Below are 26,283 nucleotides of genomic sequence, written 5' to 3'. Positions count from 1 at the left end.
ACCCCCGACCCCTCCCCTCAAGGGGGAGGGGAGCCGACCTTGCGGCTGTGGAGATATCTCAGGATGGGTTCCGGCCTTCGCCGGAATGACATCGGGGCGGTGGGAATGCCGGTGGCAGACACCGGCATTCCATGTCTCTCAGAGACCCTCGCGCGCGATGAGGTCGTTGGCGGTGCGCTCGGCGTCGGCGAGGGCCTGCTCGGGCGTCTTGCTGCCGAGGATCGCGCCCTGGATCTCGGGAGCGAGGACCGAGATCACCTGCCGGGCGAGCGGGTGGATCTCGCCGGGGGTGGCGATGGCCACGTAGCTTTCGAGCTGGCTGAGGAACGGATCGTCGCTGTGGATCGCGCCCATGCTGGCGCGCGGACCGAAGAAGCCGCTGATGGTGTTGAACTCGGCAAGGTTCTCGGGCTGGATGAGGAACTCGAGGAACGCCTGCGCGGCGGCGTTGTCGTTGTTGTTGACGGGCATGGCAAAGCCGCCGACGGTGCCGTAGGTGATCTGCTCGGCCTCGGTCATCGGGTCGCCGACGCCGACCTCCTCGGGCCCCCAGAGCTCCTGCAGCTCCTTGACCACGTCGCTGCCACCCGAAAGCTGCATGGCGGCACGCTTCTGGGCCATGGGCGCGTCGGTGCCGCGCAGCGTCGCCGAGACGGTCGAGGGATCGGCATAGCCCTCCTTGAACATGTCGACGACGAACTGCAGGGCCTTCAAGCCTTCCGGGCTGTTGAAGGCGACCGACTTGCCGTCCTCCGCAAAAACCTGGCCGCCCGCCTGCCAGAGCAGCGGATAGTAGGTCTGGTTGAGGGTCTCTTCGAGCGAGGCGCCGTATTGCAGGAGATAGACGCCATCTTCCTTCAACGCCGGGGCAGCAGCCTTGAGCTCGTCCCAGGTCCTGGGGAAGGTCTCGATGCCGGCCTCGGCGAACTGGACCTTGTTGTAGATGGGCGCCACCGCGCTCATCAGCACCGGGGCGGTATAGAGCGCCCCCTCATAGGTTGCACCCTGCAGCGCGCCGGGGAGGTAATCGGCAACGACATCCTCGGGTAGGGTGATCGCCTCGAGGGCGCCGAGGCGCACGAATTGCGGGATCTGGTCCGGGATCAGGTAGACGAGGTCCGGCGCGCGGCCGGCCGAGACGGCTGCGGTGAACTTCTCGTTGCGCCCGGCCCAGGGCTGGATGTCGACGCGCACCTCGACATCCGGGTTTTCGGCGTTGAAGCGCTCGATGACCCCGTCCCAGAACCCCTGGTGCGTGGCCGTGTCGTTGATGACGGGATAGACCCAGAGGTCCACCCTGCCGCTCACGGCCTCCTGGGCGTTGGCCGAAAGCGGCGCCGCGAGCATGGTTGCGCCCATCAACAGGGCAAGTGTCGTTTTCATCTGTTCCCTCCATGAGGACCCGCAGGTCCGACGATTAAACCACTTTCTGTACTAACCACTCCGCTTCACGCCGTTCCCGGGGCGTCAAGCGAGGCTGGAAACCTTCGGTATGGCCCGCGCCAGGGCGCGAGTGAGCACCTCTTCGAGCAAGGCCACGGGCGCCAGCATATCGGCGGCGGCGATGACGTCCTCACCGGCGAAGAACCGTTCGAGTTGCCGGGCGCCTTCCCTATAGGCGATCTCGACATCGAGAATGATGTGACCGTCCCGGTGGCGAAGCTCATAGTCCTTGGCCGCCGGGTCGAGGACCATGTCGAACGCACCCGACGTGCCGGTGAGCCGCGCGGCAAGAACACCGCTTTCCACGCTGACACTCTCGATCCGAGGTCGGCCGGCGAGGGCGCAGGCGAGCTCGGCGCCATGGATGCCGAGGAACCAGAAGCCGGCATTGGGACTGGCGGAGTTGCCGGGCACGCGGATTTCGCGCAGCGCGATCCCGTTGCGGCGAAGTTCCTCGATCTCGGGCGAAAATCGCAGCACGGAGAACGAGGCGACGCGGCCGGCGGAGACGATCTTCTCGGCCGAGATGAGGTCGCAGGCGAGCGGCTTGTCGATAAAGACCGGCAGGCCTTGCGCGAGATAAGGCAGCGCCTCGGCGGCGTGGTTGCGCCCGTCGCGGGTGAGGACGAGGATGCCGTCGAGGCCGTCGGCAAAGCCTTCCGCAGCCTCGCGCAGCTCGATGCCCACCGGGACGTTGCGCGGATCGCCCGGCAGCGCCAGGGCGCGCACGATGCGCACGTCGCCGGCAAGCTCGCGCGCGAAATGCGCAAGGTGCGAGGAGGCGGTGCCGATGGCGCCGAGCTTCAGCATCAGCTTGCCCTTCGCGCGCCATCGAGCCAGCGCGAGCGGTTGGCGGCGACGAACGCATCGTCGGTGAGGTGCGGATAGGCGCGGCGCACGCGCTCGATCGCGTCGACCTGGCCGGGCGAGAGCACCTCATGGTCGCTGACGCAGCGCATGGAAGGGATGAGGCCCTGCTGCCAGAGCACGTACTGGATGCCGGCGATGCAGCCCTTGAAGTTGCCGGCCACATCGAAGACCGCCGAATTGGCGTCGGTCAGCTGCTGGGCCTTGGTGAGGAATTCGGCCGGCACGCTCCCGGCTTGGCGGTGCATCCTGGCTTCCTCGAAAAGCGCCACGGCCGCCTTGGTCCACACGGCCCATTGGCCGAGGAGGCCGCCGGTGAAGCAGACCGTCTCCCCACCGGGCGTGAACTGCGTCGGCAGCACCAGATCGAGCAGGATATGGTCGTCATTGCCGGTATAAAGCGTGATCTCATCGGCCCGGCCGCTGTCGACGAGGGCGCGCATGACATCGAGCGACCAGTAGCGGTGGAAGGGCGCCGCCTTGACCGCGACGACATTATCGATGGCGAAGAACGCGCGCCAGAAGGTATAGGGCAGCACGCGCCCGCCGACCGCCGGCTGCAGATAGAAGCCGATGAGGGGCATCACGGCCGCGACGGCGCGGCAATGCTCGATCAACTCGTCCTCGCTCGCCTCGCGCATCGCACCGAGGCTGAGGAGCACGGCATGATAGCCGAGGTCGCGGGCTAGCTGCGCCTCGCGCACGGCCTGCTCGGTCTTGCCGACGGCGCCCGAGACGAGGGCGAATTCGCGCCCTGCACCGGCCGCTTCCTCGGCCGCCATTTCGAGGACCGGCTTCAGCATGCCGTTACCGTGGATCTCGAACTGGGTGGTGTGGACGCCGACCGCCACGCCCCCGGCGCCGGCCTCGATGTAATAGCGGGTGAGTGCCCGCTGGCTGCGCGTATCGATCACGCCGAAATCGTCGAGGGCGAGCGGATGGGCGGGGATGACCTGGCCTTGCCGGAGGAACGAGCGGATGTTCATGCCATATCCATGAAATCGAGGTCCTTGAAGTCGAAGAGGATGCCGAGAGTCGCGCCGCGGTCGGCCGAGATGTCGGCATAGGCGCCGGCGGCATCGGATGCGGGAAAGGTGTGGGTGACGAGGGCGGAAAGATCGAAATGCGTCGCCATGCGCTTGACCATCAGGGCGAGGTTGCGCCCCTCGGTCCAGCGCACATAGGCAACGGGGTAATCCTGCGCCTTGCCCTCGTAGTCCGGATCGTAGCGGCCGGGCCCGCCGGCGCGGCTGACGGAAAGCGCGATCTCGCGCGAGAACATCACCTCGCGCGGGATGACGACGGGCAGGTCGCCGACGACCACGAGGCTCCCGCGCAGGCGCAGCTTCTCGCCGCAGGCTCCGAGCAGGTCGTCGGGTCCGTGGGCGGTGAGGAGCGCCGCATCGAACGGGCCTTCGGCCGCTTCGATGCTCTCGACGACGGTGAGGCCGACGGATTGCGCGAGCTCGCGGCGCCTGGCGCCGGGCTCGACGCAGACAACGTCCATGCCGGCAGCCTTGAGGATTAATGCCACGAAATGGCCGACGGGCCCGAGGCCGACGACCAGCGCCCGCTCGCCGAAAGTGAGATTGGCCTGGCGCACGCCGTGGAGGGCGATGGCGCCGATGCCCCCGAACGCGGCGTGCTCGAGTGGAACGTCCTCCGGCACCGGGGCAACGAGCGTCACCGGCACATCGAGGAGGGTCGCGTGATGGACGTAGGGCGCTCCGTAGACGGCGACCCGGTCGCCTAGCTTAATGTCCGCCACGTCCGCCCCGACCGCCTCGACGATGCCGCTGGCGCTGTAGCCCAGCGCCGTGCCGTCCGGGCGGGTGGTGACCGCCGTCATCTCCGTGCCGATCGAGACGGCCGAGAACGCGGTGCGCACCCGCACATGGCGCTCGGCAAGCTCCGGCAACGGCTCGACAGCAAACGCCGCGCTTTTCGCCTTGACCCGCAGGACGTGACGCACCAGCCCGCTCATTTGAGGCCGCTCGTCATGATCGAGCGCACGAAGAAACGCTGCAGCAGGAGGAAGACGATGAAGGTCGGGACGAACGAGAGCGTCGTTCCGGCCATGATCTCGCTGGTGTTGACCTGCTCGGACTGCAGCGAGGCGAGGCCGACGGTCAGGGTCCGCGTCGCGTCGCTCTGCGCGACGAGCAGCGGCCAGAGGAAGTCGTTCCAGTGCCAGAGGAAGACGAAGGTGCCCATGGTGGCCATGATCGGCCCGGTCTGCGGCAGGATGATCTGCCAGAAGATGCGCCACTCCCCTGCCCCGTCGATGCGCGCCGCCTCGATGAGCTCGTCCGGAATGCCGGCGATGAACTGGCGCATGAGGAAGATCGACTGGGCATTGGCGACGGTGGGGATGATGAGGCCCCAATAGGTGTCGATGCCGTTGAACCAGGAAAGGAGGATGAAGAGCGGGATGAGGGTGACCTGCGTCGGCACCATCAGCATGGCAAGGAACGTCCAGAACATCGCCTCCTTGCCCGGAAAGCGCTTCTTGGCGAAGGCGTAGCCGGCCATGGAGGAAAACAGGAGGACGAGGACGACCGAGACGACGGAATAGACGAGCGAGTTGAACGTCCACGTCCAGACATCTGCGGATCCGAGGATCTTGTCGTAGCTCGCAAGGCTGATGCCATCGAGGTTGAGCATCTGGAAGATGTTGCCGATGCCGCGCGGCTTCAGCGAAACCACAACCATCAGCAGGAACGGGAAGACCGTGCAGATGGCGGCAAGGATCAGCGCCACATAGGTGCCGGCCGAGCGCAGGTTTACCGAGCGTGTCGCCTCCATCGTCATGACGCGCGCTCGCTGAGGAACCGGCGCTGCACCAGCGAGATCAGGAGGATGATGACGAAAAGCACCACACCGACCGCACTCGCCGCGCCGAAGTTGAAGAATTTGAAGCCCTGGTCGTAGAGCATATAGACGAGGGTGTAGCTGGCGCGCACCGGGCCGCCATTGGTCATGACATAAACGGCATCGAACACCTGGAAGGCGCCGATCGTCTCGATGACCACGACGAAGAAGAGGGTGGGCTTGAGGAGCGGCAGAGTGATCGAGGTGAACTTGCGCCAGGAGCTGGCCCCGTCGATCTCGGCCGCCTCGTAGTATTCGCCGGGGATGGCGAGAAGGCCGGAGAGCAGGACCATCATCGAATAGCCGAAGTTCTTCCACACCGACATGACGGCGATGGCCGGCAGCACCGAGCCCGGCTGCTCGAGCCAGTTGGCGGTCGGCAGGCCGAGAAGCGCGAAAATGGCGTTGATCGGGCCGCTCGGCCCGTAGATCGCGACCCAGATGATGCCGGCCATGATGAGGCTGGTGACGTAGGGCAGGAAGAACGCCGAGCGGAAGAACGACTGCCAGCGCACCGGCTGGTTGACGAGGAGCGCCATCATCAAGGCGACGACCGTGGTCAGCGGCACGCTGATGACGACGTAGGTGAGCGTCACGCGCAGGCTCTCCCAGAAGATCGGATCGGCAAAGAGCCGGTTGAAGTTCTGGAGGCCCACGAAATTCGACCGCCCGATGCGGTACTCCATGAAGGAGAGCACCAGCCCGGCGAGCGTCGGGCCGATGCGGAAGATGATGAAGAGGACGAGCGCCGGCAGCACGAAGGCATAGCCGGCACGTGCCTCGCGCGAGGTGAGAGCCCGCAGAACGGCCGCAAGGCGCGGCTCGGCTTCCATCAGAACTGGCCTTGCCGTTCCTGGAAGTGGGTGGGCTTGTCCCATCGCTCGCCTCCCTCGCGAACCCATTGCGCCGTCATGTCGATCATCTGCCCGAGGCTGGTGCGCGGATAGCCGAAGAGGGCGTGCGAGGCGGCAGCATTGCTGACGAGCGCCGTCGGCGCCTCCTGCCCCTCGATCGCAGGCGTCTTGCCGAGGCGCCGGCCGAACTCCTCCGCCAGCCAACGCACGCTCACCGTCTCGGGGCCGGTGACGTTGAGGATGCGCGGCGGATTGGCGGCGTGGAGGAGGCTCCTCAGCGCCACCTCGTTGGCATCGCCCTGCCAGATGACGTTGACCGACCCCATGGCGACGTCGACCGGCCGGCCCTCCCAGACGGCGCGCGCGATCTCGTGCAGCACGCCGTAGCGGAGGTCAATGGCGTAGTTGAGCCGGTATTGCAGGACGCGCGTGCCCCAGGTGCCGGCGGCGTACTCGAACATGCGCTCGCGCCCGAGCACCGACTGGGCGTATTCGCCGATCGGGTCCGGGCGCACGTGCTCGTCCGCCCCGCCCTCGCCGAGCCTCCTCAGCGGATAGACGTTGCCGCTCGAAAAAACGACGATGCGCGAGGCGCGGTAGTGCTCGGCGATGCGGCCGGAGACATAGACGTTGTTGCGCCAGGTCAGATGCGGCGCGCCGCTGGTGCCGAACTTGGTGCCGACCATGTAGACGACATTTTCGGCGAGCGGCAGCGCGGCGACGGCAGCATCGTCGAGAAGGTCGCAGGCGATGGTGGTGACACCCGACGCCTCGAGATCGGCACGGGTTTCGGGAGAGCTGAAGCGGGAGACGGCGATGACCTTGTGCCCGCTGCCGAGAGCCGAGAGACCACGCTGGGCGAGCTTGCAGAGCGTCGGGCCCATCTTGCCGGCGGCGCCGAGGACGAGGATGTCGCCATCGATCGCGGCGAGGTCCTCGATCAGGGCGTCGCTCGGCGAGGTCATCCGATCCTCGAAGGCAGAAAACAGCGCCCGATCCATAACCCGTCCCTGTTATTTCACATTATGAATTATCCTGAGCTTACACCAGATGACAATGACGTCAAGCGGGTAGGAATCCGACGGGAAACCCGTGCGGAATCGAGGCCACTCAGGAAACGTCGGTGCGGATCCTGCCGATCAGGCAGGCTGCGGGGGCGTGCCGCCCAGGGCCCGGGTAAGTTCCGCCGCGGTGTCGACGAGGAGCCGCCCGAGGCTCGGGATACGCTCCGGCGTCATGCGCGCGGGCAGGCCGGAAACCGATATGGCGCACACGACCTCCGCCTGGCTGTCGTAGACGGGCGCGGCCACGCACCGCAGGCCCGTCAGGAACTCCTCGTCGTCGATGCTGTAGCCGTTGACCCGGGCATCGGCGAGCTCACGCTCCAGTGCGTCGCGCGAGGTCAGAGTCTTGCGGGTGATCCTGCGCATGCCGCGCCGGCGCAGCAGCGCGCTGACATCGTCGGGCGAATAGCACGAGAGCACCGCCTTGCCCATGCCGGAGGCGGTCATGGGCGTGCGCCCGCCGACCCGCGAGATGGCGCGGGTGATCTCGCGGCTGGTGATCTGGTTGACGAGGATGATCTCGCCGTCCTCCACCACGCCCAGATTTGCGGTCTCGCGCGTCTGATCGCGCAGGCGCCGCAGATACGGCAGCGCCGGTGCGACGAACGTGCGGTCGCGCACGAACGCCGAACCGACCGCATAAGCCTGCGGCCCGATGCGCCAGAGACTGTCCGCGGCGGAAAAATGGACGAAACGGCGCTGCTCGAGCGTCGTCAGCAACCGGTGGACGGTGGTCAGCGACAATCCTGTCGCGCGCGACAGATCCGTCAGCCTCTGGCCGCTCGCCTCGCCCCCCAGCACTTCCAGAAGAATCATCGCCCGATCGACCGACTGCACGCGGCCGTTGAGATCCTTGTCCACTCGCCTCTCCTCTTGGCAACTCGACAGAACCGTGATTATCCAGCTATGGTAGCGCTACCAAGAGTTGCCGTCAACGACTGGCCTCGGCTTGATGTCGAGACCCGCGTGACGCAAAAGAACAACTCGAGGACGCAGCGGCGCAAAACGTCGCCCGTCCGACAAATCGGGGGGACCGAATGGGTAGACGCAGGGCCACCGGACGCCCGACCATCGCCGATGTCGCCGCCCGCGCCGGCGTCGGCGCCATCACCGTTTCGCGCGCCCTGCGCCAGCCCGACAAGGTCTCGCCGGCCCTGCGCAAGTCCATCGAGGAGGCGGTGCGCGAACTCGGCTACGTTCCCGACCTCAACGCGCGCGCCCTCGCCTCGCGCCGCACCGACGTCGTTGCCGTCTTGGTCCCCTCGCTGACCCAGAACATCTTCTCGGACGTGCTGCGCGGCATCTATGACGGGGTCGAGGACAGCGGGCTGCGCATCGAGATCACCAACACCCGCTACAACAACGCGCTCGAGGAGGCCCAGCTCACCACGATCCTCCGGCACCAGCCGGCCGCCGTGATCGTCTCGGGCACCGAGCAGACCGCCGTCTCGCGCGCGATGCTGGAACGGGCCGGATGCCCGGTCGTGCAGATCATGGACCTTACCGACGACCCCATCCAGAAGATCATCGGGTTCTCGCATGAACGGGCCGGCCGGGAGATGACGCAGCACCTGATCGACGCGGGCTACCGGCGCATCGGGTTTCTCGCCGGCTGGATGAACCTGCGGTCCAGGCAGCGCTTCGACGGCTACCGGTGCGCGCTGGAGGAAGCAGGGCTCTACGATCCGGACCTCATCGGCGAAGTCGGCAACGACGAAGCAGTCAAGACCGACGACCATCTGTTCTCGACCGCGATGATGGGGCATGAGCTGATGCTCGCCATGCTGGAGCGCCGGCCGGACGTGGATGCGATCTTCTGCAACAACGACGTGCTGGCCCTCGGCGCGCTCTTTGCGTGCAACGCACGCGGCGTTCCGGTGCCCGACCGGGTCGGCATCGCCGGCTTCAACGATTTCGACTACATGGAGGCCGCCTTCCCCGCCATGAGCAGCGTGCGCATCCACCGCTGGCGCTGCGGCTACGAGGCGATGATGGCGGTGCGAGATCAGCTCAATGGCGGTGAGATCGGCGAACCGATCGTCGACCTCGGCTTCGAGATCATGAAGCGGGCAAGCACCGACCGGCGCGGGGAACTGCCCGCGGTTCGCGACCGCACCATCCTGCAGACGCTGAGCTGACGGGCTCACATCTTCCAGTCACCCTCCCACTCCTGCACGACGTGACCCGGCGAGACCTCGCGGTAGGATCGCTGCGGAGGAACGTAGTCGGCCGGACGAATGGGGCTTCTGACCTCGTCGTTTGCGACCTTGCGCACTTGGGCACGCCGGGAGGGATCGGGGATCGGCACCGCCGAGATCAGCCGCTTGGTGTAGGGATGCTGCGGGTTCTTGAAGACGGCGGCGGAGGGCCCCAGTTCCACGATCTCGCCCAGATACATCACCGCCACCCGGTGGCTCATGCGCTCGACCACCGCCATGTCATGGGAGATGAAGAGATAGGAAAGCCCGAACGCCTGCTGCAGGTCGAGCAGCAGGTTGACGACCTGCGCCTTGATCGAGACGTCGAGGCCCGAAACCGACTCGTCGGCGACGATCACCTTGGGCGAAAGGCTGAGGGCCCTCGCAATGCAGATGCGCTGGCGCTGACCGCCGGAGAACTGCTGCGGATAACGGTTCGCGACCTGCGGATCCATCCCGACGCGCTCGAGGAGGTCCGCGACCACCGCGCGCGCTTCCTGCCGCGTGCCGAGCTTGTGGGTGAGGTACGGCTCGGCGATGGCCTCGCCCACACGGATGCGCGGGTTGAGGCTGGCGAACGGGTCCTGGAAGATCATCTGGATGTGGCGGCGCATGTCGCGCATGCGCGCCTTGTCCAGCGCCAGGATGTCGGTGCCGTCGATCGAGATCGCGCCGCCCTGCGGCTCGATGAGACGCATGATGGCGCGTCCGGTCGTCGACTTGCCGCATCCGGATTCGCCGACCAGCGAGAGCGTCTCGCCGGCCTGAAGGTCGAACGAGACGTTCTCGACCGCGTGGACGCGCCCGTGGACGGCCCCAAAAAGACCGCTGGTCAGATCGAAGCGCTTGACGAGGTTCCTGACCGAAAGCACGGGCTGCCCGGCGTGGTCGACGGTGTCGGGGCGGGACTCGGCGGGCCTCAGCACACCGGTCTTGCGGTCAACGACTGGGAAGTGCTCCGGCTGGCCCTTGCCGGTCATCGATCCGAGACGCGGCACGGCGGCGATGAGGGTCTTGGTGTAGGGGCTCTGGGCAGCCGCGAAGATGTCTTCGGTCTGGCCCTGCTCCACCACCTCGCCCCCGAGCATGACCACGGTGCGGTCGGCGATCTCGGCGACGACCCCCATGTCGTGGGTGATGAAGAGCACCCCCATCCCCTCCTCGCGCTGCAGCTCCTTGATGAGCTGCAGGATCTGCGCCTGGATGGTGACGTCGAGGGCCGTGGTCGGCTCGTCGGCGATGAGCAACTGCGGCTTGCAGGCCAAGGCCATGGCGATCATCACGCGCTGGCGCATGCCGCCCGAAAGGTTGTGCGGCAGGTTCCTGGCACGCGCCTTGGCTGCGGGGATGCGCACGCGCTCGAGCATGCGCACCGCCTCGGCCTCGGCGGCAGCGCCGGTGAACCGGCCATGGATCGATAGCGCCTCGGCGATCTGGTCGCCGACCGAGGCCAGCGGATTGAGGCTGGTCATCGCCTCCTGGAACACCATGCCGATCTTGCCACCGCGCACCATGCGCATCTGCGCTTCGGGCAGGGTCAGGAGCTCGCGCCCGCCGAGCCGGACCGACCCCTCGATGCGGCTGGTTTCCGGCGACAGCAGCCGCATGATGGAAAGCGCGGTGACGCTCTTGCCCGAGCCGGATTCGCCGACGACGGCCAGCGTCTCGCGCGCGCCGATATCGAAGGAGATGCCCTTGACGATCTGCGTCCAGCCCGTGCCGGTGCGGAACGCGGTCTTGAGATCGCGCACCGAAAGCACGGGTTCGCCGTTCCCGGGCGTGTCGAGCGACGGGGACGAGGCAGTACCGGTATCAGTCATGGTCCCTCGCTCCTTCAGTTCTGCGACGTGGACGGATCGAGCGCGTCGCGCACCGCATCCCCCACCAGGTTGAACGACAGGACGACGAGCGTGATGGCCGCGCCCGCCCCGATGATCGGCCACGGCGAGCCGAAGATGTTGTTGAGCCCGTCCTTGATGATGTTGCCCCAGCTGGGGTTGGGCGGCTGGGTGCCGATGCCGAGGAAGCTGAGCGAGGCTTCCAGCCGGATCGCCGAGGCAACCCAGAGCATCATCAGCACCACGATCGGCGCCATGATGTTGGGGATGATGTGGCGGAAGATGATGACGGGCGTCCTCACCCCCACCGAGATCGCCGCCTCGACATAGGGCTCCTGCTTGACCGCAAGCGTCTGCGCCCGTGCAACGCGCGCAAAGCCCGGAACGAAGGCGATGGTGATGACGAAGATGACGTTCCAGAACCCGCCGCCGAGGACGGCGGCGATCATGATCGCCAGCAGCAGTTCGGGGAAAGCCAGCAGCAGATCGATGACGCGCGAGAGCAGCCGGTCGACGATGCCGCCGAAATAGCCGGCGATGACCCCGAGCGTCGTGCCGATCACCGCTGCGCAGAACGGCGAGATCAGCCCGAAGATCAGCGAGTTGCGCGAGCCGTAGATCATGCGCGAGAGCACGTCGCGGCCGAACTGGTCGGTGCCCAGCCAGTTCTCCCAGCTCGGCGTGCGGTTGATCTTGAGCATGGACTGGGTGAGCGGGTCGTAGGGCGCCAGCATCGGCGCGAACACGGCCACAATGCAGAGCAGCGCGATGACGACGACGGCGGCGATGGTGCCGGGGCGGCCGAGGATGATGGATTTCAGCGCCTGGAGACGGCTCGGCTCCGGCGCCAGCAGGTGCGGCGAGGTTTCTGTGATGCTGGTCATCATTTCATCCGGATGCGAGGGTCGACGACGATGTAGACGAGGTCCATCATCAGGTTGATGAGGACCACGAACATGGCGAAGACGACGATGCCGCCCTGGATGACGGCATAGTCGCGCTCGGCAATGGCGCTGATCAGGAGCTTGCCGATGCCGGGACGGTTGAAGACCATTTCGATGGCAACCGACCCGGAAAGGGTGGCGAGCGTGCTGAGCCCGAGGCCGGTGGTGATCGGCAGCAGCGCGTTGCGCAGGCCATGGCCGTAGATCACGCGGTTCTCCTTGGCGCCCTTGGCCCGGGCGGTGCGCACATAATCCTTGCTCAGCACCTCGAGAAGCGAGGTGCGCGTCAGCCGGCCGATGAAGGCCGCCTTGACGAAGGCGAGGGTCAGGGCCGGCAGGAACACGTGATACATGCGGTCCGCGAAACCCTCCCCGCCCCCGTTGATCGGGAACCAGCCGAGATTGAGCGAGAAGGTGATGAGCAGGAGCGCCCCGAGATAGAAGTCGGGGATGGCGTAGCCGATGAGCGAGAAGGCGCGCACGCCGCTGTCGGGCGCCTTGTTGCGGTTCGTCGCCGCGATCACGCCGAGCGGCACACCAAGAAGGATGCCTATCAGCATCGCGACGATGGTCAGTTCGATCGTGTAGGGCAGGTTGTAGAGGATGAGCCCCAGAACGCTCTGGTTGCTCATCATCGACGTGCCGAAATCGAGGGTCAGCACCCCTTTGACGAAATTGATGAACTGCAGCCAGAGCGGATCGTTGAGCCCCATGCGCTCGCGAAAGAGCTGCAGCTGCTCGGTGGTCGCCATGTCGCCGAGCGCGGCGATCGCCGGATCGCCCGGCAGGATGCGCATGGCGATGAACACCAGGAGCAGCACGAGAAAGACCGTGGGCACGGCATCGGCCAGCCTCAGCAGTAGGTATCTCGCCATTTCATTCCTCCCACGCCGTCGCCGGCGTTTCTTTGCCTAGCGCTGGAGCGCCGTCAGATACGGCTCGTTGGCCAGGTCGGTCTCGAGCCCGGGCGCGATAACGGTTTGCCCGTTCTGTTTGAGGCTCACGAAAAACTGCATGTGATAGTCGGACCGCGTGTAGTCGGCCGGTATCTCGGCGACGTACCCGTGGCCGTTGCGGGCCATGGGCATCGCGCGCCAGCGTTCGGCCTGGTTGACGTGGCGGTAGTGGAGCATCGGCTCTTCGTCGGCCGCCGTCGCGCAGGAGACGGCGATGGGCTCGCCGCCCCGGAACGTCTCCGGCGCCCTGATGCCGGAAGGGTCGGCGCGCGTGGGGCGCCGGGCCTTGAGGGCGGCGATCGCAGCCTCCAGCCGTTCGTCCATCGGCACGGACTCGGTGCCGCCGTAGTTGCGCAGGGACTCGAGATCGAGGAGCTCGGCCTGCATTTCCGGCAGGCGCGAATGCCAGGAGCCGCGCAACCACGACTGCGGACCGTAGGTGATGTCGTCGTCGTAAAGGTCGCGCGAGACGGCGGCGACGCCCTCCCAGGCAAGGACTGAACGGCGGGCATAGTCGATCATCGGCTCGATGAGGGCCGAGGCCTTGGTCGCAACGAACAGTTCCGCCCAGACCGAGGCCCGGAACTTCTCGGCGAAGTGCCGGGCGATACCGCCGAGGATCTCGACGTCGGCGAGGATGCGCTGCACCTCGGCGCGGCCGAAGTCCTCTTTGCGACGCGCGGCGGTCAGCGCCGTCTCGCAGCCCTCGGCCATGTCGTCGAGCCAGTCGGCGACGTCGAGCGGGGTATAGCGGTGCGAGCTTTCGCTCTTGAGCAGCAGCTCGGCATATTCGCGTGGATTGGCAAAGAGCGCCGAATCGAAGGTGGGCGCGTTGCCGAAGCGGGTCGGCCCTTCCATGTCGAAGCCATAGGCGCGCCGGCCCGAACCTTCGACGAGGCCGAGATTGGTGTAGATCTCGGGCCAATAGTGGTTGTTGGATGCCGACGGCCCGTGGGCGAGGGTCACGAGCGGCAGCACGCGGCTCGCCCAGGAGAGCCCGGCCTCGCAGTGCTCGGCTGCATCGCCGCACTCGCGCTCGAGCCAGCGCATCCAGCTTTCGCGCGGCGCGTCCGGATTGTAGAGGAGCCGCCCCCAGACCCGGTATTGGTAGTCGTACTTGCGCCAGTCCTGGCGGGTGGCGAGGCCGTGCTTCTGGTAGGTGAAGCGCTGGCCGGGAATGCCCGTGCCCATGCGCCCCTTGAAGCTTTGCGGCTCGCACCACTCGACGCCGTCGGAACCGGCGAACATGGAGCTGCGCCCGTAGCCGGCGGCGAAGGCTGGGTCGCCCCAGAGCAGCACGCGCTGCGTGCCCGGCCAGATGCGGTAGAGAACCTTGAAGTCCTTGTCCTTTTTGAGCAGGTCCCCATAGGAATAGCGCAGGAACTTGCGCGATCCTTCGCTGAGCTGCTCGCGCTCGCTGCGCGCCGTCTCGGGCGGGTATTCCTTGTCGCGGATCGCCGACTGGTGGTAGGGCGGGCCCATGTGCTCGGCGAGATATTTGGGGGAGGCCGCGACCGGCAGGCCCGTGGCGCGGGCGATGTCGATCATCTTCCAGTCGAGCCCCTTGCCGTGCATGTCGATCTCGACCGGCCGGCCGGCGGCCTTGACCCCGGCGAACGCCTCCTCCCAGAACCCGTACTCGCCCTCGGCGATGCCGCCTTCCACGTGCACGCGGAAGGTCATGCCGGTGATCTGCGGCACCTCGCGCAACAGCGCGGTTATGGCATCCCGGCAATAGGGCGCGAGATTGTCGTCGGTGACGCCACGGACGGTGTAGTTGGCGCGCGGCACGTCGTCGAAATCGTAGCGCTGCGTCCAGAGCGCAAGCTGGAACTCGAGCCCGCGCCGCGCCGCCTCGCGGCCGATGAAGCGCAGCATCTCGAGATTGAGCTCGCGCTCTTCCTCGGAGAGCTCCTTGACGTCGATGTCGTAGCCGTCGAGCTTGAGCAGGAACGGGTACGGGAAATAGAAGTAGACGTCGGTGATCCACGGGTTGTGGTAGGGGTAGTTGTACCCCATGCCGAGCGTCAGCGAGAAACGGTTGAAGCGGTTGCTGGCGAGCATCGTCAGGTAATCCCGCCACTGCTGCCTGTCGTAGAACCAGACCTTGTCCTCCTCCTCCGAGCAGAAGAGGCGCGCCATGGAGCGGATGCGCGCGGTCGGCTTTTCAATGAGGGGGAAGGTGCCGGCGAACGGGTCGCTGCCCTGCGTATTGCGGACACGGTCGGCAAGCTCCGTCAGCGCATAGACGATGCCGCGCTCGTCGTAGCCCCAGGCGGTGATGCGGTTGCCGTCGCGCTGCAGCGCCATCGCCTCGGCGATCTGCGGCAGGTCCAGGCCCGAAGCCGTATTCGGCACTCCGGCGCCGGCGACTTCGACGACGATGTCGCCCGCCCCGCCCTCGCCGGTCCGCGTTTCGACATCGCGACCGGCGAGCGCGCGGCCCAGCTCATCCACAGCCCACGCAATCGCAGTCCGCTCCTTCAGCGCCTGTGGCACGACGATACTGACCGAAGCGGTCGCACTCATGGTTCAAACTCCAGTTCCGCCTGCAAGATGGTCCGGGGCGTACCCCGGAACCGGTTTTTCTCCGCCTCGGTTCAGACCAGCGAGGCCTGCGAGAGCGGCCAGTTGACGTAGCCGGACTCCACCTCGAACCCGAGATCGATCTTGGGCGAGCGCACGATCATGAAGCCGTTGTTGGAGACCGGCAGGATCACCGCGTCCTTCAAGGCCTGCACCTCGATCTCCTGGACGATGGCGATGCGCTTATCGAGGTCCGGCTCGGCGAGCGCCTGCGCCAGCAGATCGTCGATGCCCGGTATGGCGACGCCGTAGTGGCTCATGTTGGAGCCGCCATTGCCGTCGGACTTCACCTCGGCCTCTGCCGGCAGATAGGTCAGGATCACCTGCGTCGGCACCGGCGGCATCGCCGAGGACTGCTGGCTGATGATGTTGGTGCCGATGTTCTGGTCGGCGTGGAACGCCGTGTGATCCTTGATATTGAGCTCCATGTCGACATTGATGCGGCGGAGCTGGTCCTGGATCATCAGCATGATCGCCGAGAAATCCTCGCGCTGCGAAGTGTCGTTCCTGAACGTCAGGCCATCGGGGAACCCGGCCTCGGCCAGCAGCGCCTTAGCCTTTTCCGGATCGTAATTGTAGGCGACCTCCGCCGGGATGGTTTCGGCGGTGAAGCCGCCCGGGAACGAGGGCGGATTGAGGCCGTATGTCCGCTTGCTGATCGGCGCGATGGCCCCGGTGATCTCGTCCCGGTCGATGCCGTAGCAGATCGCCTGGCGCACCCGGATGTCGTCGAAGGGGGCTTTGGTCAGGTTGAACTGAATGGTGAAGAAGCTGCCGGGGCTGACCACGTCGAAGATGAGGTTCGGATCGCGCTGGGTCATGGAATCGGCCCAGCCCGGCGCACGCACGCCCTCGATCATGTGGACGTCGCCGGAAAGGATGGCGAGCGTCCGCGCGGTCGTGTCGGCGATATAGAGGCACTGGATCTTCGCGGTTGCGGCCGGCGTGTCCCAATAGTCGGGGTTGGCCGCAAGGGTTATGCCCTGCGAGGGGTCGGTGTGCACCGTTTCCAGCATGTAGACGCCGGTGCCGACCGGATTGGTGCCGATCTCTTCCTCGCCGATCTCCTCGATCGCCTTCCGGCTCATGATGGCGCCGTCATAGTCGCTGAGGACGCCGAGCAGGAACAGCGGATCGGGCTGCTCGAGGTTGAAGATGACGGTATAGGGACCGTCGGTCTCGACGCTGGCGATGTTGGTGAACTTGGCGCGCACGCCCCCGACCCGCGGGCCGTCGGTCGCCCGGTCGAAGGTGTATTTGACGTCTTCCGACGTCATCTCGCCGTATCCCTTGTGGAACTGCACGCCCTCGCGCAGCTGGATGGTCCAAGTCTTGGCGTCCGCCGAGCTCGACCAGCTGGTGGCAAGCCGCGGCGCCAGGTCGTCCTGCGTCTCGGGGAACTTCCAGCGCGGCAGGTCCACGAGCTTGTCGTAGAGGGCGATGATCGCCCAGTTGTCGACGCCCTGGATCGACTTATGCGGGTCGATGGTGCGAAGCCCGCGCGCCGCAAAGGCGATCTTGATGGTGTCGGTGCCCTGCGCGAACGCGTGACCGGTCATGACGGCGCTGAGACTCAAGCCCGCCGTGGCCGCGGCCATGCCGCCGATGAAACTGCGTCTGTTGATTTGCATTCCTAATCCTCCCGTCGCGAATCCGCGCCGCTGACGCATGCCGCGTTGCATCTGCCGGCATGGCGCCAAGCGCTCAATAGCCGGGGACGGTAGCGCTGCCAAAAAAATCGGGTCAAGGCGATGCGGCTTCCGTTTTCCGCATGGTGGAAGTTTGGAGCGGCAGCGCCGTGCAAGCTTCCGCATCGCGGAAAGGCGGTATGTCGAACGATGGCGCGGCGGGGGCTTTCGGCTAGCTCTGGCGCACGACAGTTCAGTGCGAGCGGAGGACCCTGATGAACGTGGAACCTTGGTACAAGACGACATTGCGCTGGGGGCAGACGAACCTCGTCGAGTGCGACCCCGAACGCTACGACGCGCAATGGTGGCGCGAACATTGGCGCAAGACCCGGGTTCAGGGCGTCATCGTCAATGCCGGCGGCATCGTTGCCTACTACCCCTCCAAGTTCCCGCTGCACCACCGCGCCGAAAAGCTCGGCGAGCGCGACCTTTACGGCGAGATCGTCAAGGCGGCGCGCGAGGAAGGGCTGAAGGTCATCGCGCGCATGGACTCCAACCGAGTGGCCGAGGACTTTTTCGAGGAGCACCCGGACTGGATCTGCCGCGACATCGACGGCAAGCCCTATACCCAGGGCGACAAGTACGTCACCTGCATCGGCTCGCCGTATTACACGGAGTACCTGCCCGCCGTGATGGAAGAGATCATCGCGCGCAGCAACCCCGACGGCTTTGCCGACAACAGCTGGGCGGGCCTGCCGCGCGACAAGATCTGCTATTGCGACAACTGCAAGAGCCAGTTCCGGGCCTTCGCCGGCAAGGAGCTGCCGACGTCCCACGACTGGTCTGACGGCGCCTATCGCGACTGGATTCGCTGGAACTTCCAGCGCCGCACCGATCTCTGGGCGCTCAACAACCGTACGACGAAGGCGGCTGGCGGCGAGCACTGCACCTGGATGGGCATGATCAGCGGCGAGCTGCTCTACAATTCGCACCGCTTCATCGACCTGCAGCAGATCCTCGCCCAATGCGCCATCGTCATGCTCGACCACCAGCGGCGCAACGCCTATGACGGGTTCGAGCAGAACACGGAGGCCGGCAAGCGCCTGCACGAGATCGCCGGCTGGAATACGCTCATTCCGGAATCGACGCCGCAATATCAGCTGGGCAACCCCGCCTACCGCCTCGCCAGCATGCCGCCCGCCGAAGTGCGGCTCTGGGCGACGTCGGGCTTTGCCGGCGGCATCCAGCCCTGGTGGCACCATATCGGGGCGATGCACGAGGACCGGCGCCAGTACACGACCGCCGAGCCGATCTTCGCCTGGCACGAGACCAACGAGGATATCCTCGTCAACCGGCAGCTCCTTCCGGATGTCGGCGTGGTCTGGTCGCAGCAGAACCACGACTATTTCGGGCGAGGCGAGGCCAAGGAAAAGACCATGGCGCCCTACCGGGGCGTCGTCAAAGCGCTCGACCGCCACGCCATTCCCTACGTGCCGCTGCATGCCGACGACATCGCCACCGCGTTCGGGCGGGTGGGCGCGATCGTGCTGCCCAATGTCGGGGCGCTCAGCGACGAGCAGATCGGCCATATCAAGGCGTTCGTCGAGCAGGGCGGATCGGTGATCGCGACGGGCGAGACCTCCAGCGTCGACAGCCTCGGCGACGACCGCGGGGACCTGGCGCTGGCCGAGCTCTTCGGCGTGCGTCGCAAGGCCGGGAGCCATGGCGGCACCGGCGAGCGCAATCCCAACATCGAGATCTTCGAGCGGCACAGCTATCTGCGCCTTTCCCCGGAAGTGCGGGCGGGCGTCTATGGTCCGCACGATGCGACGGCTCCCGCGCCGACCGGCAAGCGCCATCCGATCCTTTCCGGGCTCGAGGAAACCGACACCCTGCCCTTCGGCGGCTACCTGCCGGTGATGAGCGCGGACGAAGGGACGCAGGTCCTTGCGACCTACATTCCCGATTTCCCGATCTTCCCGCCGGAAACCTCGTGGATGCGCGAGCCGCAGACCGACCTGCCGGCGATCACCGTCCGGACGCACCCGTCCGGCGGCAAGCTGATCTGGTTCGCGGCCGACATCGACCGGTGCTTTGCCCGCGAGGACCAGTTCGAGCATGCGCTGCTGATCGCCAACGCCGTGCGCCATGCGATCGGCGGGCGGAGCAAGGTCAGGCTTTCGGGGACGCATGGAATCGTCACCGCGGAGCTCTATCGGCAGGAAAACCGCCATATCCTCCATCTCAACAATCGGCTCCTCGTCTCGCGCCAGCCGGGACGTCAGTATGACCTCGTGCCCGTCGGCCCGGTGGAAGTGCGCCTCAGTATCGGTTCGGCGGCCGACACGGTCGACCTGCGGGTCGGCGGGCGGTCCGTGCCGGCGGTTGTCGTCGGCGACGAACTGGTCTTCACCGTGGACCACATCCTCGACCACGAGGTCGTCGTGATCGGCTGACCGCCGCCATCCGAAAACGGAACGGCGCGCTCCCAGTGGGAGCGCGCCGTTTTTCATTCACGCCGTGCGGCGCGCCTTCCAGAGCGGCCAGTAGGCGGGCCCCGACTCGACCGGGAAGCCGATATCAACGCGCGGATTGCGCGCGATGACGTAGCTCAACGTGATGATGCCGAGGATCGGCAGGTCCGTGAGCAGCTTCTTCTCGATCTCCTTGACGAGAGCGGTGCGCGCATCGAAATCCGGCTCGTCCTGAGCCTGCGTCAGCAGGTCCTCGATGCCGGGGATGGCGACGCCGTAGTGGCTGAAATTGCCCTGCCCCGTTCCGTCCGCCTTGACCTCGGCGCCCGCCGAGACCTGCTGCAGGAAGACGTTGAGCGGCACCGGCCCATAGCTCGAGGAGTTGAGCGGCATGGCGTTCTTGTCCTGCCGGTTCTCCCCGTGGAAGGCCGTGTGGTCGATGATGTCGAGCTCGAGCGTGATGTTGGCGGCGCGCAGCTGCTCCTGGATCATCAGCATGATCGCCGCATAGTCCTCGCGCTGGCTGGTGTAGCACGGGATGGAAAGGCCGTTGGGATGGCCTGCCTCGGCCAGCAGCGCCTTGGCGCGCTCGGGATCGTAGTCGTACTTGAGATCGTCCGGCAGCTCGTCCTTGGTCACCGATCCCTGGAACTGGGCGGCGATGATGCCGACCATGGGTGCCGCGAGCGGGCCATAGGCCGAGGCCAGCGCCTCGTTGTCGATGGCGTAGCGGATGGCCTGGCGCACGCGCAGGTCATCGAGCGGGGCGCGGGTGAGATTGAGATGCAGCACGTTGAAGCTGCCGGGCGCCGTCGCATCGAAGATGGTGTCGGCCGAGCGCTGCTGCATGGACGGAATCCAGCCGGGCGAGCGCACGCCCTCGATCATGTCCACCTGCCCCGAGGCGAAGGCCAGCGTGCGCGCCGTGGTGTCCGCGATGAACGAGACACGCACCCGCGAGGTCGCCGGCTGCTCGCCGAAGTGCTCGGGAAAGGCTGTCAGCAGCACACCCTGGTTGGCGTCGAACGACTCGACCTGATAGCAGCCCGTGCCGACCGGATCGGTATTGAAGCCCTCGCCTTTCTCCTCGAACGCCTTCTTGCTGAGGATCGCCGCCGACAGCACCGAGACGGCCGAGCCGTTGAACAGCGGGTCCGGGCGCTTCAGCGTAAAGACGACGGTATAGGGATCAGGACCCTCGACGCTCTCGATATTGGCGAACTGCACCTTGCCGCCGGTGACGATATCCGGATCGAGGTGCCGGCCATAGGTGAAGATGACGTCCTCGGAAGTCATCTCGCCATAGCCCTTGTGGAACTGCACCCCCTGGCGGAGCTTATAGGTCCAGGTCTTGGCGTCCGCCGAGCTTTCCCAGCTTTCGGCAAGGCTCGGCTCGAACTCCTCGGGCCGCGTGGCGAACTTGCCGTCCGGATTGCGCACCAGGGTATTGAACACCTGGTAGATCGCCCAGTTGTCGCCGCCGGTCAGGCCGGTCTGCTGGGGGTTGACCCCGGTCGGCGCGCGGGCCGCGAGCGCAATGGTGATCATGTCCTCCTGCGCCAAGGCCGCCGGAATGTTGAGGCCGATGCCGGCGGCAGCGCCGGCTGCCCCGGCATTGATCAGAAAGCTTCTCCTCGAGAGAGCCATTGGGTTCCTCCTCCCTTATGTGGCTTCAAACCGAAATCGGGATGCTCCTCTTGCGGAGCTCCTCTTCATTGAATTCCGCACCGAGGCCGGGCGCGGTCGGCAGATGGAAGAGCCCGTCCGCATCGGGCTGCGACGGGTTCTTGAAGACGCTGCCGACCCGCTCCCAGCCGTCGGCGAGCTCGACGGGCTTGTTGAGGTGCATGATGGTCGAGAGCACGTGAAGGTTGGCGAGGTGCCCGATGGAGGGCTGCGTCTGATGCGGCACGAGGTCGACGCCGTTGGCGTAGGCGATCGCGGCGCATTGCATGAGTCCGGTGATGCCGCCCATCTTGACGATGTCCGGCTGCACCATGCGCACGCCCGCGTTGATGAGGTCCTTGAGGCCCTGCAGCGTATAGGTCTGCTCGCCGGCCGAGACGGTGATGTCGAGGCGCTGGGCGACCTCGCCCATGGCCGAGACGTGGTAGTGCTGCACCGGCTCCTCGAACCAGGTGTAGCCGAGGTCCTCGAGGGCGCGGCCGACCCGCATGGCGCCGCCGACCGAATAGCCGTTGTTGGCGTCGAACCCGAGGACGAAATCGTCGCCCAAGGCCTTGCGCACGGCCCTGGCCTTGGCGATGTCGCCGGGAATGTCGACGTCGAGCTTGGTGCGGTCGCCGTCCCAGCGGATCTTGACCGCCGCCGGCTTTTCCTTGGCGACGCGCCGCTCGACGACCTCCACCACCTGGTCGACCGTGCGCCAGGCGTTGCCGCCGACCGAGGCGTAGCAGGGAAGGCTCGTGCGCCAGGCGCCGCCGAGGAGTTTGTAGACCGGCTGGCCGAAAAGCTTGCCCTTCAAATCCCAGAGCGCGATATCGATGGCGGCGAGCGCCGCCGTCGCCGCGCCCTCGGGGCCGAGCTTGACGCATTTGTGGAAGAGCGTGTCGAGAAGGACCGCGTGGTCGAGAACGTCCTGCCCGACGAGAAATGGGGCCATATCGGCGGCTATGATCGTCAGCGAGGCCAATCCCCCCTGCATCGGCGAGGCTTCGCCGAGGCCGGTAAGGCCGTCCTCCGTCTCGATCCGCACGAACGCGGAACGGCCCTTGCCCTCGCCCCAGGCGACCTGGAACGTCTCGACTTTCGTGATCTTCACTGCACGTCCTCCCTCGTGCCGAAAGCTGCCTACCAGCTGACGGCGATGTACTTGGTTTCACAGAATTCCATGATGCCGTGGTGGGCGCCCTCGCGCCCGAGCCCGCTCTGCTTGACGCCGCCGAACGGCGCCGCCGGATCGGAGACGAGACCGCGGTTGAGCCCGACCATGCCGGCCTCCAGCCGCTCCGAGACGCGCAGGCCCCGTGCCAGATCGCCGGAATAGACGTAGGAGATGAGCCCGTATTCGGTGTCGTTGGCGGCCGCGACCACTTCGTCCTCGCTCACAAAGCTCGTGATGGCGACGACCGGCCCGAAGATCTCCTCACGCGTGATGCGCAATCCGCCGGGCACGCCGCTCAGCACCGTCGGCGGGAAATAGAAGCCTTCGCCCTCCCCCGCCTTGCCGCCGGCGAGGACCTTGGCGCCCTTGCCGACTGCCTCGTCGACAAGCCCGCCGATGCGCTCGACGGCATCGTGGTTGATGAGCGGCCCGCATTGCGTTGCCGGTTCGTAGCCGGGGCCGACCTTGAGCGCGCCCATGCGCCTGGCCATGCCCTGCGAGAAGGCCTCGACGATACCCTCCTGCACGTAGAACCGGTTGGCCGCGGTGCAGGCCTCACCGCCATTGCGCATCTTGGCGATCATGGCGCCGTCAAGGGCCGCTTCGAGGTCGGCGTCGTCGAAGACGATGAACGGCGCGTTGCCGCCGAGCTCCATGGAACAAGAGACGATGGTGTCGGCCGCCTCGTGCAGCAGCTTGCGCCCGACTTCCGTCGAGCCGGTGAAGGAAAGCTTGCGCACGCGCGGGTCGTGCAGCATGGCGCTGACCGTGGCGCCGGCTCTCGAGGTGGTGATGACGTTGACCACCCCGTCCGGCACACCCGCTTCGCGGTAGATATCGGCCAGCGCGTAGGCGGTGAGCGGCGTTTCGGTCGCGGGCTTCAGGACGCAGGTGCAGCCCGCCGCGAGCGCCGGGGCGATCTTGCGCGTCGCCATGGCGGCCGGGAAGTTCCAGGGCGTCACCAGCACCGCAACACCGATCGGCTGGTGCATGACGACGATCTTGTTGGCGCCGCCCGGCGCCGTCGAAATCTCGCCGTTGAGCCGCACCGCCTCTTCCGAGAACCAGCGGAAGAATTCGGCGGCATAGGTGACCTCGCCCCTGGCGTCGGCCAGCGACTTGCCGTTCTCGAGGCTGATGAGCTCGGCGAGCATCTCCTTGCGCTCGCTCATCAGCTCGAAGCACTTGCGCAGGATCTCGCCGCGCTGGCGCGGTGCCGTTGCGGCCCAACCGGGACCCGCCGCATGGGCGGCGGCGACGGCCTCGAGCGCATCCTCGACACTGGCGTCGGCGATCGAGGCGACCGGCTTGCCGGTCGAGGGATCGAGCACGTCGATGCGCTTGCCCGTGGACCCGGGACGCCATTTGCCGCCGATCCAGAGGTCGGCCGGCAGCTTTGCCGGATCGAAGCTGAGCTTTGTGGTGGGGGTGCTATGTGCGTTCATGGCTTTCAAACTCCGGCTCGTAGCCCCACGCGGTCGCCCGTGAAGGCGGCACGCACGAGTCGCGTCATCGACGGCACGTCGAGGGGGCGCGGGTTGTTCTTGACGAGGCGGGCGGCACCCATGGCCGCTTCCGCCGTCCAGTCGAGGCGATCCTCGGGAACGCCGAGATCGCGGATGGTGGGCGGAATGCCGATGGAGGCAAAGAGCGCGGCGACCGCGTCGATCGCGGCTCCCGCCCGGCCTGCCTGATCGAGATGGGCCACATCAAGACCCATGGCAAGGGCGAGCTCGGCCATCTCGGGCTCGGCATGCGAGCGGTTGAACTCCATGACGTAAGGCAGCATCACCGCCACCCCCGCCCCGTGCGGCGTATGGGTCAGAGCGCCGACGGGATACTGCACCGCGTGGGCGGCAGCCGTACCGGCGACGCCGAAGGCGAGGCCCGCCAGCGTCGAGCCCAGCATCAGCCGGTCGCGCGCTTCTATATCGTCGCCATGATCGTAGGCGGCCTTGAGGCTGGCAAAGATCAACCGCACGGCGTCGAGCGCATAGCGGTCGGAAAAGATGTTCTTGCCGACGAACACGTGCTCATGGGCGATGGTGCCGCTCGCCGGCTGGCGTAGCGTGGTAAACGCCTCGATCGCGTGGGTCAGCGCATCGGCGCCCGAGACGGCGGTGAGCCCCGGCGGGCAGCTATAGGTCAGCTCCGGATCGCAGATGGAGGTATGCGGGACGAGATGGGGGCTGGCGATGCCGACCTTCACGGCGCGCTCAGGATCGGAAACGACGGCGACGGGCGTGACTTCGGAGCCGGTGCCGGCAGTGGTGGGTACTGCCACCAGCGGCAGGATCGGGCCCGGCACCTTGAACTCGCCATAGTAGTCGGCGGGCTGACCGCCATGGGCAGAGAGAAGGGCGACGATCTTGGCCGCATCGATGCAGCTGCCGCCCCCGATCCCGACAACGACCTCGGCTTGCGCCCGCCGCGCGGCGACAAGCGCTTCGGCGATGCTGTCGACCGGCAGCTCGGCCACCGTGCCGGAATAGATCTCGACGGCAACGCCTGCCGCAATGAGGCCGTCCGCCATGCGGCGGAATTCGGCATCCGCCGCCATCCGCTCGTCCGTGACGAGCAGCGCCCGCCGGCCGAGCGCGGCGACATAACCGGGCAAGGCAGCGCGCTGGCCACGCCCGAACACCAGATTGCGCGGCAGGCGCGAGAGGCCGAACAGCGAAGTCATGTAGATGCACCTTGTCGTTTCGGAACGTCATCCGAAGCCAGCGCCAGCAGGCGCGCCCAAACGGGATCGGCGATCGGCACGCCGCTCTTCAGCCGCTCGGCGCGCAACGCGCGGCCACGCTCGCCCGGCACCAGGACGGACGCGAAGCCCTCGGCCGGCTCGGCATTGCGGATGAGTTGGAGATAGGTGGAAAGCCCGGCGGTCTGCACGCGATCGGCGACAATGAAGATGTCGCCCTTGTTGCAGAGATATTCGGCATCGAGGGTGCCATGCACATCGGGCCCAAGCGCCGCACCGGCAAGGCTTGCGACCAGCAGCTCGAAGGCAAGCCCCAGGGCATAGCCCTTGGCCTGCCCGAACGGCCCGATGGCGCCGCGCTTGGCCGCCTCGGCGTCGGTCGTGGGACTGCCGTTCTCGTCGAGCGCCCAATCGGACGGGATCGGCTCGCGCCGGTGCGCCCGGTCGTGGATCTCGCCCATGGAGACGATGCTGGTCGCCGTATCCATGACGAAGGGATCGGGCTCGCCGGTCGGAATGCCGATGGAAATGGGATTGGTGCCGAGCAGGGCCTTGCGCCCGCCCCAGGGATGCACCAGCGCCTCGCTGGTAGAAAGGACGATGGCGACCTGCCCGCCGCGCGCCACCCGCTCGGCATACCAGGCGAGCATGCCGATATGCTGGGAATTGGCGATGGCGGCGACGGCGATGCCGGTCTCGCGCGCCCGCGCCGTGACCTGCTCCAGCGCGGCATTGGCAACGATCGGTCCCAGACCTTTCCGCCCATCGACGGCAAGGAAGCCCGCGCCGCGCCACTCGTGGAGACCGATAGCCTTTGGATCGGCCAACCCTTTGCCGATCCGCTCGGCGAGACGCTCGAGCCGCAGCAGGCCATGGGAGGGAACCCCGCGCAGTTCCGCATCGAGCCACAGATCGACCTGCTCGGCCGCATGGCCGACCGGAACGCCGACGCGCATCAGCGCGTCCCCGGCAACCCTGCGAACCTCTTCGACCTGCAACAACGGCACGATA

General features: G+C 66.6%; 20 protein-coding genes. 2 read left to right on the top strand and 18 right to left on the bottom strand.

Annotated elements, in window-relative coordinates:
• Positions 1–138 precede the first annotated feature (138 nt).
• From VE25_RS06955 to VE25_RS06920, 8 genes are all read right to left on the bottom strand, one after another.
• Complete coding sequence (locus VE25_RS06955) at positions 139–1,383, bottom strand: ABC transporter substrate-binding protein (RefSeq protein WP_052731786.1); 1,245 nt, start codon at positions 1,381–1,383, stop codon at positions 139–141.
• Positions 1,384–1,467: 84 nt separating this feature from the next.
• The gene (locus tag VE25_RS06950; protein WP_046107849.1) at positions 1,468–2,253 is read right to left on the bottom strand and encodes a Gfo/Idh/MocA family oxidoreductase; all 786 of its coding nucleotides are present in this window, start codon (positions 2,251–2,253) and stop codon (positions 1,468–1,470) included.
• Entirely contained in the window at positions 2,253–3,296 is a 1,044-nt protein-coding gene (locus VE25_RS06945) for a dihydrodipicolinate synthase family protein (protein WP_046107848.1), read from the bottom strand. Before VE25_RS06945 ends, VE25_RS06950 begins: the two co-directional genes overlap by 1 nt.
• A complete protein-coding gene (locus VE25_RS06940) occupies positions 3,293–4,294 on the bottom strand; it encodes a zinc-dependent alcohol dehydrogenase (RefSeq protein ID WP_046107847.1) in 1,002 nt (333 codons plus the stop codon). Before VE25_RS06940 ends, VE25_RS06945 begins: the two co-directional genes overlap by 4 nt.
• Positions 4,291–5,121, bottom strand: a complete 831-nt coding sequence (locus tag VE25_RS06935; RefSeq protein WP_201776048.1) for a carbohydrate ABC transporter permease — start codon at positions 5,119–5,121, stop codon at positions 4,291–4,293. The genes VE25_RS06940 and VE25_RS06935 overlap by 4 nt, the downstream gene beginning before the upstream one ends.
• Positions 5,118–6,014, bottom strand: coding sequence for a carbohydrate ABC transporter permease (locus tag VE25_RS06930; protein WP_046107846.1), 897 nt, complete (start codon positions 6,012–6,014; stop codon positions 5,118–5,120). The genes VE25_RS06935 and VE25_RS06930 overlap by 4 nt, the downstream gene beginning before the upstream one ends.
• Positions 6,014–7,000 (bottom strand): NAD-dependent epimerase/dehydratase family protein, encoded by a 987-nt coding sequence (locus tag VE25_RS06925; protein WP_201776047.1) that lies wholly within the window; start codon positions 6,998–7,000, stop codon positions 6,014–6,016. The genes VE25_RS06930 and VE25_RS06925 overlap by 1 nt, the downstream gene beginning before the upstream one ends.
• 174 nt (positions 7,001–7,174) lie before the next feature.
• Positions 7,175–7,960 carry an IclR family transcriptional regulator gene (locus tag VE25_RS06920; RefSeq protein ID WP_244466876.1) on the bottom strand — a complete coding sequence of 262 codons (786 nt, stop codon included), beginning with the start codon at positions 7,958–7,960 and terminating at the stop codon, positions 7,175–7,177.
• Positions 7,961–8,136: 176 nt separating this feature from the next.
• Between VE25_RS06920 and VE25_RS06915 the strand changes: the two genes are divergently transcribed.
• On the top strand, positions 8,137–9,237 hold the full coding sequence (locus VE25_RS06915) for a LacI family DNA-binding transcriptional regulator (RefSeq protein WP_046107843.1): 1,101 nt from the start codon (positions 8,137–8,139) through the stop codon (positions 9,235–9,237).
• Positions 9,238–9,242: 5 nt separating this feature from the next.
• Here the strand turns inward: VE25_RS06915 and VE25_RS06910 are convergent, their stop codons facing one another.
• The 5 genes from VE25_RS06910 to VE25_RS06890 all read right to left on the bottom strand — a co-directional run bounded on the left by VE25_RS06910 (position 9,243) and on the right by VE25_RS06890 (position 17,252).
• On the bottom strand, positions 9,243–11,117 hold the full coding sequence (locus tag VE25_RS06910) for an ABC transporter ATP-binding protein (protein ID WP_046107842.1): 1,875 nt from the start codon (positions 11,115–11,117) through the stop codon (positions 9,243–9,245).
• Between the two features lie 14 nt (positions 11,118–11,131).
• Positions 11,132–12,019 (bottom strand): ABC transporter permease, encoded by an 888-nt coding sequence (locus VE25_RS06905; protein ID WP_046107841.1) that lies wholly within the window; start codon positions 12,017–12,019, stop codon positions 11,132–11,134.
• Entirely contained in the window at positions 12,019–12,954 is a 936-nt protein-coding gene (locus tag VE25_RS06900; protein ID WP_046107840.1) for an ABC transporter permease, read from the bottom strand. Before VE25_RS06900 ends, VE25_RS06905 begins: the two co-directional genes overlap by 1 nt.
• A gap of 36 nt (positions 12,955–12,990) precedes the next feature.
• Positions 12,991–15,564 carry a hypothetical protein gene (locus tag VE25_RS06895; protein ID WP_152664533.1) on the bottom strand — a complete coding sequence of 858 codons (2,574 nt, stop codon included), beginning with the start codon at positions 15,562–15,564 and terminating at the stop codon, positions 12,991–12,993.
• 71 nt (positions 15,565–15,635) lie between these two features.
• Positions 15,636–17,252 (bottom strand): ABC transporter substrate-binding protein, encoded by a 1,617-nt coding sequence (locus VE25_RS06890; RefSeq protein ID WP_046107839.1) that lies wholly within the window; start codon positions 17,250–17,252, stop codon positions 15,636–15,638.
• A 272-nt stretch (positions 17,253–17,524) separates the two neighbouring features.
• On the opposite strand from VE25_RS06890, the gene VE25_RS06885 reads away from it, so the two are divergent.
• The gene (locus VE25_RS06885; protein WP_052731784.1) at positions 17,525–19,705 is read left to right on the top strand and encodes an alpha-amylase family protein; all 2,181 of its coding nucleotides are present in this window, start codon (positions 17,525–17,527) and stop codon (positions 19,703–19,705) included.
• A 57-nt stretch (positions 19,706–19,762) separates the two neighbouring features.
• Here VE25_RS06885 and VE25_RS06880 read toward each other — a convergent pair whose 3' ends face one another.
• From VE25_RS06880 to VE25_RS06860, 5 genes are read right to left on the bottom strand one after another with little or no spacing between them, the layout of a single operon-like run.
• On the bottom strand, positions 19,763–21,370 hold the full coding sequence (locus VE25_RS06880) for an ABC transporter substrate-binding protein (protein ID WP_046107838.1): 1,608 nt from the start codon (positions 21,368–21,370) through the stop codon (positions 19,763–19,765).
• 25 nt (positions 21,371–21,395) lie between these two features.
• Positions 21,396–22,505, bottom strand: a complete 1,110-nt coding sequence (locus tag VE25_RS06875; RefSeq protein WP_046107837.1) for a mandelate racemase/muconate lactonizing enzyme family protein — start codon at positions 22,503–22,505, stop codon at positions 21,396–21,398.
• 29 nt (positions 22,506–22,534) lie between these two features.
• Positions 22,535–24,013, bottom strand: a complete 1,479-nt coding sequence (locus VE25_RS06870) for an NAD-dependent succinate-semialdehyde dehydrogenase (RefSeq protein WP_046107836.1) — start codon at positions 24,011–24,013, stop codon at positions 22,535–22,537.
• A gap of 5 nt (positions 24,014–24,018) precedes the next feature.
• Positions 24,019–25,254 (bottom strand): iron-containing alcohol dehydrogenase, encoded by a 1,236-nt coding sequence (locus VE25_RS06865; protein WP_046107835.1) that lies wholly within the window; start codon positions 25,252–25,254, stop codon positions 24,019–24,021.
• Entirely contained in the window at positions 25,251–26,279 is a 1,029-nt protein-coding gene (locus tag VE25_RS06860; protein ID WP_083988773.1) for an Ldh family oxidoreductase, read from the bottom strand. The genes VE25_RS06865 and VE25_RS06860 overlap by 4 nt, the downstream gene beginning before the upstream one ends.
• Between the last annotated feature and the right edge of the window lie 4 nt (positions 26,280–26,283).

Source organism: Devosia geojensis, assembly GCF_000969415.1.
Classification (GTDB): domain Bacteria; phylum Pseudomonadota; class Alphaproteobacteria; order Rhizobiales; family Devosiaceae; genus Devosia; species Devosia geojensis.
Note: the sequence above shows the minus strand (reverse complement) of the source record. Positions and strands in the feature narration are given on the sequence as shown.